This is a genomic window from Flavobacterium sp. Flavsp81 (assembly GCF_059491325.1).
The window spans coordinates 1,025,620-1,038,997 of sequence record NZ_CP168505.1; the positions used below are offsets into that span (position 1 = coordinate 1,025,620).

Consider the following 13,378-nt stretch of genomic DNA (forward strand, 5'->3'; position numbering starts at 1 on the left):
TTTTTTTTATTTAATATAATTTAATTGTACATCACTAAGAAGTATTTGCCATGAAACTGCATCCATCACTAAATGATGACAGGCGATGAACATGACAGGTTTTTCTTCCTCATAAAACACGTTTATGTACAGTAATGGTCCCTTTTCTATATCTATTGACAAGATTGCCTTTTCAATAGCTTTTTCAACATTCATTTCTTCCTCTGTTGACTCTTCCAATAAATATCGTTGACTCTCGTAATCATAATGCTGTTGCCATAAACCTTTTTCTTTTTTAAATCTAAGACTAAAAGAGTCATGATCCTGGGTCAAGGTGTCAAAGCTTTTATCAATATTTTTTAAATCATATTCCGGACTGATGAAATAAGATGCATGCATGACAAAATTTAATTTATGCTTATTGACATCAAAAAAATATTGCTGGATTGGAGATAGAACAAAAGGTATATCTTGATTTTTATCTCTTTCTTGATTTACCTTTTTATCAGGAGAATGTTCTTTTTTATCTGTAGTCTCTAAAAAATTAAGATAAGGCGACATCATAAAATCTTTGATTGTTACCAGATATCCTTTCTTTTTACATATTGCAACTACTTTCAACATGGTTAAAGAATCTCCGCCTTGTTCAATAAAACTCAGCTCAGGATTTAAATTATTTATTGAAATATCAAGCACTTCTGACCATATCTCTGCCATCTCAAGTGATTTGGGAGATAATAGTTTTATAGTATCTTGCCCGCTTCCTCCATTTATGGAAGCTTTATATGTACTGATTAAGTTTTTCCTGTCTAATTTACCATTAGAAGACAGGGGTATTTCCTTGATTTGTTGAAAATGGTGTGGTATCATATATGCTGGAAGAGATTTTAATAATTCACTTCTCAAATGATTTTCTAATTGAAAATCAAGTTTTACTACATCATCAACTTGTATAAAACCAACTAGTTTATCTTTTATTTTTAATACATGCGCAGTTTTAATCTGCTCCTGCATTTCTAGTGTTTTATTAATTTCGCCAAGTTCAATTCTATTTCCTCTTATTTTTACCTGGTCATCATTTCGACCTAAATATTCAATATTTCCATCTGAGCGCCACTTACCTACATCACCTGTATTATACATGGATTGTCCTAAAACAAATGGATTGTCTATGAATTTTTGGCTGGTTAATTCAGCCTGATTCAGATAACCTCTTGCCAGACCAACTCCAGCTATAAAAATGGTTCCTTCAACACCTACCGGAACAATGTTGTGCTGGTTGTCTAAAATGTACATTTTTGTATTGTCAATTGGTCTGCCTATAGGTATAGAACTCAAATTTTTAGAACAATCAAAATACGTAACATCAATTGTAGCCTCGGTTGGACCATACAAATTAATTAGTTTTGTGCTTTCTAATAATTCATGAAATTTATTATTGGTTGCTACACTTAAAGCTTCTCCGCTTGCGTAGACTATTTTAAGGCTTTTTAGCTGATTGATTGATTCAGGTTCGCTTTCCACATATTCTAAAAATTGTGTAAGCATTGAGGGCACAAAGTGCATTACACTTACAGAGAATTGTGCAATATGCTCAATGATCTGAGCCGGATCTTTTTCATAACCGTCCTTTAAAAAAACAACTTTTGATCCTTCTATAGCCCACCAAAATAATTCCCACACTGAAACATCAAATGAATTAGGTGTCTTTTGCATAATCACATCAGTATCTGATAGGCAATATGATTTCTGCATCCAAAGCAATCTGTTAACTAAAGAATGATGTTCTATTAAAGTTCCTTTTGGCTGTCCTGTTGTTCCTGATGTATAAATTATATAAGCAACATCTTTTGATTTGTTCTTTCTTACTTTGTTAAGATCAGAATAATCATTTTTGCATTTTATAAATTCTTCTATAAAAGCAGCATCAATAATCACTTTACACTGACTGTCATTTTTTATATATTCTACCCTTTTTTCAGGTAAATTAATGTCAATTGGCAAATAAATCGCTGATGTTTTTAACACGCCAAATATTGATGTTATTAACCATTCATTTCTTTCTAGTTTTACTCCAATAACATCATTATCTGTAATAGCATATTTACTTATAAGATAATTTGATAATTGATTGGACAACTTATTGAATTCCTGATATGTAACACCTTTATTATCGGTTAAAATAGCTATTCTCTCCGGAAATTTATTTACTTGAGATTCAAACAAATCTACTATTGTTTTATCATCAGGATAAGAAACTTGAGTATTATTAAAATCAATTGTTAGCTTTTCTTTTTCTAATGCAGTAAGATAGGAGAGATTTTTTAATGGCTGATTTACATCTTCACAAATTTGCTCAACTAAATTAAGAGCATGATGAATTATGTTTTTAATTAGCGTTGTATCATATTTGTTATCATTGTATTTAAAATCAATTTTTAGTGATGATTTTCCAGGAACAATTATTAAATTAAAATCATAATTAGTTTGCTCAAATATTTCAACGGATTTTATTGTTAGTTCTTCCTCTGTATTTGACAAATCATTTTGAATTGCTTCCTGAACCATATAATTCTCAAAAACAAGTATATGATTTATTAAGCTCATTCCTAACTCACTTTGTGACTGGACTTGTGATAAATTAAGATAATGATAATCATGGGCAGTAACTGCTGCATGCTGAATTTCTTTCAGAAAAAATGTAGCTGTGTCTTCAGGATTATACTTAACTCTTACAGGTATAGTATTGATAAACAGACCAATAATCGTCTCTATTCCCGGTAAATCTCCCGGTCTTCCTGACACTACTGAACCAAATACAACATCTTGAGTATTATTATATTTTGAAAGCAAAAATCCCCATATTCCCTGAATAAAGGTGTTTTGGGTTATCCCTATTTCATGACACAAATCATTCATTTTGTTGAACAAATCGCCTTCTAATTTTAGTGTTTCTACTGATTCATTATAATCGTAATCAACAGAATTATCAATTTTAAAAGGAATTTGAGCAACATTTGAATAATCTGCCAGATAGTCTTTCCAAAATGATAAAGATTTTGCACTATCTATTTTATCCAGCCATTCGATATACTGAGAATAAGGTTTTGCTACGGGAAGCTCTACTGAAATACCCTGATTTATGCCATGAAGTATCTGATAAAAATCATTAATTAATATACTCATACACCATCCGTCAATAAGAATATGATGATGGCTCCAGATAAATTCATATTCATTATTTCCTAAATCAAGTACCAACAAACGCATTTGAGTAGGGTTTTCAAGATTAAATCCTGTTTGCTTATCCTTTTGTTTTGTTTCGTTTACAAAAACTTCACTAGTTTGGTTTCCTATTTTTAAAAATGAAAAATCACCTTCAACATTTTTCCTTACAATCTGTAATGGTTCACTAGCTAAATTTTCTGTAAAACTTGTTCGTAAAACTCCGTGTCTATCAATAAGTTTATTGTATGCTTCCTTAACATTGTCAATCCTTAAATTAGTCGCATTTATACGGTACGACATTTGTTCAAAATACATTGAGGAAGAAGATCCTGATGTCCAATGAAAATATAATCCCTGTTGTAAAGGTGAAAGTTTGTAAATATCCTCTATTCTACCATCGGCATTTATTCGATTTAAATCTTCAACACTTACTTCTTTAAAAGATAAATCAGAAGGTGTCAGATAGCTTATATCTAAACTTGCCAACTTCTCAATAAGCTTTATTAAGGCTTTTTCGTAAGAATTGATGATTTTTTGTACTGTTTCTGTATTATAGATTTCTTTAGCATACCTGAAATTGATATTGAGTTTTCCTTCGACCAATATTCCTATAACTTCTAAAGCTACATCTCTTTTATTTCGAGCATCAATATTTAAACCAATAAATTCTGAAGCATATTTTAATATGGATTCTTCTTTTTTATTATCAGCATTATTGCCAAAATCTCCTAAATAATTAAATGCAATTGACGGATTAATTTCAGGGATATAATGCGGGGATAAATATTTTAAAATTCCGTATCCTATTCCTTTATTTGGAATTTTCCTTAAACTTTCTTTAACATCTATCAAATTGTCTGTCAAGACATTTGTATCTGCAGTTTTTAAAACAAAAGGATAAACGGTCGTAAACCATCCTATAGTTCTGCTAATGTCAAGATCGGGAATTATATCTTCTCTTCCATGGCCTTCAATATGTAAAATACTTTTAGTTATACCCAGGCTTTCCTGTAGTGCAATCGCTAATGCCGTAAGCAAAACATCATTAACTTCTGTCTTATAGGTACGATTTACTTTGGTTTGCAGTAAATTAGTGATCTCAGGACTTAAAGTAAAAGTCAATACATCTTTGATATCAAATTCTCTGCTTTTTATTTCGCTGTCTGTTGGAAAATTAGGAATAGCTTCATTTGCTATTGCATTCCAATAGTTTTTCTCTGCATTTAACTTTTCCCCGTTTGCATATTCTTTCTGTGATGATGCCCATTTTTGAAATGAATCTGATTTTAAAGGTAGTTTTGGTTCTTTTCCTTTTTTGTATTCATTATATAATAATGTCAAATCTTCTAATAAAATGCGCCAGGAAACACCGTCAATAACTAAATGGTGAATAATAATTGCCAGTCGATCGCCATCTTTTAATCTAAAAAGTGCCGTTTTAATCAACGTTGTCTCATCAAGTTTAAAGCCCGCCTGCATTTCTGCTCCAATCTTAGAGATTGTTTCAAGTTCATTTTTATCCTCTCTAAGGTCGTAAAAATTTATAGCATGGTTTTCTTCAAGATTACTTCTGTTTTTTTGTTTCCATATTCCATTTTCATGACTAAAACCCATTCTTAGTGCATCATGATGGGTTAATATACTGGTAAAACATTTTTCCAGAATTTCAAGATCCAGTGCGGTTGTACTTTTTAATACTACTGATTGATTATAATAATTGTGCGCTTTAAAAACAGAATCATTGAAAAAATAACTTTGTATCGGTGTCAGCTCTACTGGTCCAACTACATCAGACTGATCGATGATTTTATTACTAACTTCAATATATTGCGCGAGATCCTCAAGTATAGGATTGTTGAATAAATGCAAAAGCGTAAGTCTATATCCTTTTTGTTTTAATTTAGATATAATCTGGATTGATTTAATCGAATCACCGCCTAAATTATAGTAATTGTCCTTAACACTAATAGATTCTCGTTTTAATACATCTTCCCAGACTTGTACTAATATTTTCTCTTCTATAGATCTTGCTCCTATATATTCTCCTTTTATTACGTCATCATTACCAACATCAGGCAATGCTTTTCTGTCTATTTTCCCATTTGGAGTTAAGGGCAAAATTTGAAGCTCTACAAAGAAAACCGGTATCATATACTCCGGAAGTTTTTCTTGTAAAAAGCTTTTTAATTCTGTTTTATCTATTTCAGAATTCGAAACAAAATAAGCGACAAGTGTTTTTTCCTCATTAACATCCTTAGCTTCAAGAACTACTTGAGTAATTAGCTCCGAATAATCTAAAACAGCAGCTTCTATCTCCTCTAATTCTATCCTAAATCCTCTAATTTTTACCTGATGATCTTCTCTTCCCAGAAACTCAATAGCTCCATTTGGTAACCACCTTCCCAAATCTCCCGTATCATACATTCGTTGTCCGGGTATAAAAGGATTTTCGATGAATTTTTTGGCTGTTAAATCAGGATGATTTAAATATCCTCTGGCGACATTGTCTCCAGAAATATAGATCCGTCCTGTTATATCTGTGGAAACGATTTGTAAATCTTTGTCTAAAATATAAATCTGAGTATTGGAAATAGGCTTACCAATAGGAATTACATTTTTGCAATTATTTACTTTTGCTACCGTTGCCCAAACTGTACACTCTGTAGGTCCATATTCATTATATAAGCCAATGTTATCAAAATGTGCGTTATGTGTGGCAATTACATCTAATTTAATTGCTTCACCGGCAAGAATAACATTTCGTAAGCTGAGATTCGCTTTTTCTTTTTTGAATGCCTCAAATAGTACCGAATAATAACTTGGTACACAAAGCATGTCTGTTATTTTATTATCTATTATTCTTTTGGTAATATCCTCAATATCTTTTAATACTTCATCTTTTTCGACTACTAAGGTGCCTCCAAGCAAGCCACTCCAGATAACGGCTATAGAGGAATCAAATGCAAATGAAGAGATCAGTAAAATTCTGTCTACCTGATAATAATTTAATCTGCTTAAAGTTGAATTTACAAGATTCCCGTGTTCTACCATTACACCCTTTGGATTTCCTGTTGTTCCGGAAGTATAGATAACATAAGCCAGATCTGATGCTGTGTTTGCAGCAACTGGATTTTCATTTCCGTATCTAAATCTTTCAAAATTATAAAGCATAATTTCTTCTGCATCCAGCACCAGTTTACATTTACTATCTTTCTCGATAAAGTCTACTCTATCTTCCGGATAATTTATATCTATAGGTAAATAAGCTGCTCCGGCTTTTAATATTCCTAAAATAGCAATAATAAAAGTCTCTGATTTATCCAGTTTTATTCCTACAATATCATTAGGTTTTATATTATAGTTTTCTAGTAAATATCCCGCTAACTGATTGGCTTTTTCATTTAACTCACGGTATGTAAAACGTTTATTATCAAAAAACAACGCTTCTTTATCTGGTGTACTTTCTACCTGATCTTCAAATAAGTTAATTATGGTTTTATCTTTAGGAAAATTTTCTTTAGTATAATTAAATTTTTCTAATATCTGTATTTTCTCATCTCTATTAAGATAACTGATTTTTGAAACTGGCATAGAAGGATTTCTTAATACCTCTCCTAAAAGTTGCTCCAGATGTTTTGATAATTGTTCTACAAAATCCTGACTGTATATATCGGTGTTATATGTAAGTGATAACCCAAGCCCTTTGTCTTTTTCAATAAAATTAAAGTACAAATCAAATCTACTGTTTAGATTTTCAACCGCATTATATGGTTTTATAGTAAAGTTATCGGGTTGTTTATCTGCCTGTTCATCTAAAACAGCAAAAGACTGTCTTAAATCAAGCATGACATCAAACAATCCACTTCTACTCATATCACGATACAGTGTTAGGTTCCTCATTAATTCATCGAGTGGATAAATTTGATTTTCAGAAGATTCTAAAGTTACTGTCTTAACATTGTTTAATAAGTCAATAAAACTTTCTTCTCTTTTTACTATGGTTCGTAATGGTAATGCATTTACAAAAAATCCAATGAGGTTTTTTAAATCTGCATTTTCTCTTCCGGAACTTGCACTTCCTATAATGATATCTTCCTGATGAGCGTACTTGGATAATAGAAGTTTCACTAAACTTAGTAAACTCATAAATAAAGTTACTCCTTGTGACTTATTTAATTCCTTTAGGGAGCTTAAAAGAGCTGAATTTAGTTCAAAATTTAAAGTTTTTCCGTTGTAAGTCTTTATAACAGGGCGTTGCTTTTGTGATGGCAACACTAATGTAGGCAAGTCACCACTAAATTGTTTGAACCAATATTCTTTGTTTTTCTCTAACTTATTGTTTTTTAACATATCCTGCTGCCAAACTGCATAATCTTTATATTGAATTATGAGTTCCGGCAATGAAACTTTTCCCTCTTTTTTTGAGCTGTTGTTATAAAAGCTGAATAAATCTTTTACCATCACTTCCATCGACCATCCATCACTTATGATGTGATGCATCACTAAGCTCAACAAGAATGTTGATTCTCCTGTCTGAAATATTTTTACTCTGAATAGTAATCCTTTTGCAAGATTAAAAGAGTTTATTTGTTCTTTTTCAATACTTTGATTTATAGCATCTAAACGCTCAATTGACCTAAAATCTTCGAAAGGCAAAGAAAAATCAATGTCTTCAAAATCTAAAATATACTGCTTTATTTCTCCATTTTTATCCTCTTTGAAAACGGTTCTCAACGACTCATGTCTTTTTATTAAAAATCTAAAAGATGCTTCGACCTGTTGTATATCTAAATCTCCTTCAAGCTCATGAACACTGGATAAATTGTATGCTGAGTTACCCCCTTCGAACTGGCTCAATATCCATAATTGGTTTTGAGCAGCTGATAATGGATAACTTTCCTGACGTAAAGCTAATGGTATAGAAAAAAATGTATCTGAGTCGCTTTTATAATTCTTAAAAAATTGAATTATATCCTCTTTATTATCTTTTATCAGGTTATAACTAATTTCATCTAATTCTTCTCCATCATAGTATACTTCCAGATTATCATTTTCCAGTTGAATATCTATATCGTTATTTTTTAATTGAACAAGTAACTCTCTAACCTTACTCATGGTTTTTTATTTTTTTTTATTGTAAAGTATTTCTTTCTCTCCAAATAATCTCTCAGCGACCAATCCTCTGGAAAGACACTCATTTATTAATAAATTAGATTGAACTATAGGGTTCGATTCGTCAGTATATTTAATACTGCTAATAAACTCACACCATGGTTCCTGCCCCATGGCATATACATATACTTCTTCTGGTTTAAATATATCTACCAAAGTCATCCCACGATTAAAATCACATCCGGCAAGTCTTCTTGATTGATCGTGTTCTTTTTGTAGCTCTTCTACAAGTAAAGGGCCATAAAGCCAGGTTAAAGGAGCTCCATCACATTCCATTCCCAGAAGAAGAACATCAATATTACCAATTATAGGTTGTGTATGTTCATATACTTTTTTTTCTAAAACTCTCGAATCAGCAACAAAAAGTAGAGAGAAATTGGATATTTCAATATGGAAACACAATTTTGCTTTTATATCTAAATCACTATGCTCTCCTGTAAAGGGAACACCAGTAATTTTACAATCTAAAAACTCCACAGTTTCAAAATCCTCAATTTCAATAACATTTTTAAAACCAATATTATTAAACATCAATTTTACTGAAGGGTCCTGAAGATGTCCTCCACCACTTCTTGGCACAACTAAGTTTTTTATTTTATGTCTCAAAGGCAAAAGTGTCTCAAATAAAACATGATCCTGATGATTATGAGTTATCAAAACATAATCAATTGAATCCGGCAAATCATAATCAGAAAAATGCTCAACACTTGATAAATAGCCATAATAGCTAATTAATGGATCTACCAATATACTTACATCTTTTGTCTCTATTAAAATACATGCATGTCCAAAATATCTCATTCTGATCTTATCTCCAGTATATTTAACATAAGGAACTGATGTTTCTTCAGTAAAAAAAGATTGAAATAAAGTCTCTTCATTTTCACTTAAATCCCCTAAATACCCTCGTATAACATCATATTCTTGAGGATTTCGACGCATTTTACTTAATTCGTCAATAAATTTATCATCAAAAGGTATATCTAAATGCAAGACATCATCCTCATTTAATTTTGGTGTGCTTAAGCAGAAAGGACGAGAATCATTATTGGTAACCCATAAGGCAATACTTTGGCTATTTTTATTATAATATTTGCTTTTATATAAAAGATTCTCAAAAAATCTAAATGATGCATTTCCATTCAAATCATAGATAAGTTCAACATATCCTTTCAAAATCTCTGGTACAAGCTCATAAAGCCCTTCCAATGATTGTCCTTTTGCTTCTTTTTTTAGCATTTTTACTAATTTTCTAACTGCTAATGAAAAGCTTATAGAATCTCTTTGATTTATTAAAGTAGATTCCATTAATTTTTTAATGTCCTCAGTCCTGTTTTCATTATAATCCATAAAAGGTCCGCCAAGCATTTTAGGATTATTGACCATTTCTTTATGAAGTTCCGGCGATTCTATATACGAATTCATTATCTCCAAATGTCGGCCTGTAATATTCATTGCTGCGGTTGAAGGCGATACTAAATGAGCCCATGCAAACCATCTTTCAATTAAGGGTTCAATTACTACGTTAGGTTTTAAATAAACTAATTTCTTCATGCTATTGTATTAAATTATTGTTCTTGATTTTCGAACATTATTCTTTTTATTTATAAAATTCAGTTCCTTGATTAATATTGATACTCTTTGAATAGTAGGGTTATTAAATACATCAACTGTTGTTATTTTAATTAAGAAATGACTCTCAATTATACTTTTTAGTTTCATCACAATGAGGCTATGTCCTCCCAACTCAAAGAAATCATCTGTAATTCCTATTTTTTCGATACCTAAAACTTCTTGCCATATCTCAACTAATTTTTCTTCAATTTCATTTGTAGGAGGGATATACTCTTTTTTAATAAAATCCTCTGATGATACTTCGGGTAAAGCTTTACGATTTACTTTTCCATTTTCTGTGAGTGGCAAAATATCCAGCTCTATAAAATAATTGGGAAGCATATATTCAGGTAATTTACTTTGCAGATAGTTTCTGATTTCTGATTTATCTAATTTTTTATCTGCAATAAAATAGGCCACCAACACTTTATTTGCATTAACTTCTTTGGTGTCTACTACTACCTGAAGCAGGTTTTCAGAATATTGTAATAATGCCATTTCAATTTCTGCCAACTCGATCCTGTGCCCTCTAATTTTTACCTGATTGTCTTCTCTTCCTAAGAAACCTATATTTCCATTAGGCAGCCAACGTCCCAGATCGCCAGTATCATATATCCGTTCGGCTTTGTTAAAAGGATTGGTAATAAATTTTTCTTTTGTCAAATCTGAATTATTGTAATATCCTTTTGCCAGACCATCGCCACCTATAAAAATATGTCCCGCAATACCTATTGGCACCATATTCATCCCATCATCTAAGATGTAAAATTTTGTATTATCAATAGGAGTTCCAATATTTAAAGCGTCTGAGGGGATTTCTATTTTTTTAGTGCTGGACCAAATAGTAGTTTCTGTAGGTCCGTACATGTTCCAGACCTCTTTTGCGTTTAAAAGTAATTTCTCTGCCAGCTTTTCACTTAACATATCGCCTCCGCAAAGAATCTTAATAGTTTTATCTCCTTCCCAGCCGGCATCAAATAATAATTGATAAAAACTTGGTGTTGCCTGAATAAATGTTGGTTTTAGTGCTTCTATTTTATCTGATAATTCTTTTTGATCAGAAAACAATATCTGATTTACAATATATACTTCTGCACCAGAAATTAATGGCAGAAAAAATTCCAGAATTGAAATATCAAATGAATAGGTTGTTACAGAAAAAAATAAATTCTGAACTTTAACATTCATTTTTTCTTTCATACTTAAAAGAAAATTAAATAGTGAACTATGTCCAATTTCCACCCCTTTTGGATTACCGGTTGAACCAGAAGTGTAGATGATATAAGCAGTGTCCGCCGGTTTTACTTTTGAATTATAGGGTGTATCTGTAACCTGTTCTTTACCTAGTTGATCACTATTTACGCATTTAATCTCATTAGAGTCATCGTGAAATTCATTAGTAAAAATGACTTTTATACCACTATTTTCTGCAATATATTTTATTCGCTTTTCAGGCAAATTTGGATCTATTGGAATATACGATTTACCTGCTTTAAAAATACCCAATAATAATGGTATAAGTTCTGCTGACCTTTTAATGCAAACACCAATAGGCTCGTAATTACTACCAAAATTTGCTGCAATCTCACACGCAATTCTATCTGATTTTAAATCTAACTCTTTATAACTATAACTTTTAAAATCATCTTTTACGGCAATATTATCAGGAACTTTTGTTACTTGTTCACGAAATAAATCTATAACTGTTTTATCTTTTGGAAAATCTTTCTCAGTAGCATTAAATTTTGATAATTCCAGTTTTTCATTTTCAGTGATGCATATTATATCCTTTAATAATACATTTTGATCTGCCAGAACCTGAGTTATCACCTGTTCAAAATGCCCTGCTATTCTTTTTGCAATTTGATGATCATATATATCACTGTTGTAATTCAAATTTAACAATAAGCCATTTGTACCTTGCTCAACAAATGCAAATGTCATATCTAACTGTGAGGTCTTATGACTATTTTCGTATTTACTTATTTTCAATTCATCAGAATTGTGATTCGGATTCTGAAAAGACTGGTTTTGATTTTGTAATATTACCATCACATCAAATAGTGCAGAGCGCCCAGTATTTCTTTTTAAATTTAGCTTTCCTACTAACTCATCAAAGGGATATTGCTGATATTGATAGGCATCTAACAATATTGTTTTTTGCAATTCCACAAAATCCAGAAATTTACTTTCCTTATTCAAGGGAGTTCTAATAGCTAATGTATTTAGATACAATCCTATTTGTTTTTCCAGATCAGGATGTTCTCTACCTGCAATTGGAATTCCTATTACGATATCATCCTGACCTGTATACTTGTGCAGTACGATATTAATCGCTGCAAGTAAGGTCATGAACAAAGTCGATTTTTTTTCTTTAGAAAATGCCTTTAAATTTTCTAAAAAAGTTTCAGAAAATCGATGACTAAAAGTATTCCCATTGTAAGTTTGAACTAATGGACGTCCTTTAAATCCTGATAAATTCAATACAGGAATAGTATTAGAAAATTGTTTTAACCAATATTGTTCCGCATTCTGATACTTCTTGTTTTTAAATTCGGCCGCAAGCCACACTGCATAATCCTTATATTGAATGGACAATTCAGGAACTTGTATTGCTTTTTCCTGAATCAGGTTTTTATAAAATTCTATTACCTCAGACATAAGTATTTGCATCGACCATCCATCTCCTATGATATGATGCATACACAGCGAAAATATGTGCTTTTTCTCTGCTAATTTAATTACTGAAACTCTTAACAACGGAGCTTTTTCCAGTTTGAAAGCTTCATTGTTTTTTAGTTCTAAATAAGAATCTACCTCTTGTGCCTGAATGGCAGAATCAGAATAATCTTTGAAACTTATTTTGAAATCGAATGTATTTTTTGGCAAGATATATTGCCTTACCTCTCCTTTATCATCCGCAACAAAATAGGTACGAAGTATCTCGTGACGATTGATCAAATAGTGAAAAGATTTCTCAAATTTATCAACGCAAAAATCACCTTCAATTTTTATTGAAGTAGACATATTATAAGCTAATGAACCATTTTCAAACTGACTTATGATCCACAAACGACCTTGAGAAGCAGTTAGTGGATACGATTCTGATTGTGGTGCTTTTGGAATTGAGTACACGTTTGATTTATTTACATCATCAAAACGAATATCGGTCTTGTGGCTTTCTTGCCCTTCAATTAATTCTTGCTTTAAAAATGCAATTAATTCTTGCTTTTTGCTAAGGATCTCTTGTTTATCACTTAATGTAACATTCGCAATATTCCCGATAAGTTTAAGATTTTCCTCAGAATTATCTAATGAAATGGTTATAGATTTCTTTTTAAATGTTAAAATTAGATCTTGTATATTATTCATTATTTAAATTATA

The 13,378-nt window shown here is 31.2% G+C and carries 3 protein-coding genes; all 3 read right to left on the reverse strand.

The genetic code is table 11. The annotated features are described in order from the left end of the window. Window positions 1-6 precede the first annotated feature (6 nt). From ACEN92_RS04305 to ACEN92_RS04315, 3 genes are read right to left on the reverse strand one after another with little or no spacing between them, the layout of a single operon-like run. Window positions 7-8,322: an amino acid adenylation domain-containing protein gene (locus ACEN92_RS04305; protein ID WP_495641139.1), complete on the reverse strand. Its 8,316-nt coding sequence runs from the start codon at window positions 8,320-8,322 to the stop codon at window positions 7-9. Window positions 8,323-8,328: 6 nt separating this feature from the next. Further along, window positions 8,329-9,933, reverse strand: coding sequence for an MBL fold metallo-hydrolase (locus ACEN92_RS04310; RefSeq protein ID WP_495641140.1), 1,605 nt, complete (start codon window positions 9,931-9,933; stop codon window positions 8,329-8,331). A gap of 9 nt (window positions 9,934-9,942) precedes the next feature. Continuing rightward, window positions 9,943-13,365, reverse strand: a complete 3,423-nt coding sequence (locus ACEN92_RS04315) for a non-ribosomal peptide synthetase (RefSeq protein WP_495641141.1) — start codon at window positions 13,363-13,365, stop codon at window positions 9,943-9,945. Window positions 13,366-13,378 lie beyond the last annotated feature (13 nt).

Coding starts and splice junctions, on each gene's coding strand:
- ACEN92_RS04305 (WP_495641139.1), bottom strand. CDS start 8,322: ATGAGTAAGGTTAGAGAGTTACTTGTTCAATTAAAAAATAACGATATA.
- ACEN92_RS04310 (WP_495641140.1), bottom strand. CDS start 9,933: ATGAAGAAATTAGTTTATTTAAAACCTAACGTAGTAATTGAACCCTTA.
- ACEN92_RS04315 (WP_495641141.1), bottom strand. CDS start 13,365: ATGAATAATATACAAGATCTAATTTTAACATTTAAAAAGAAATCTATA.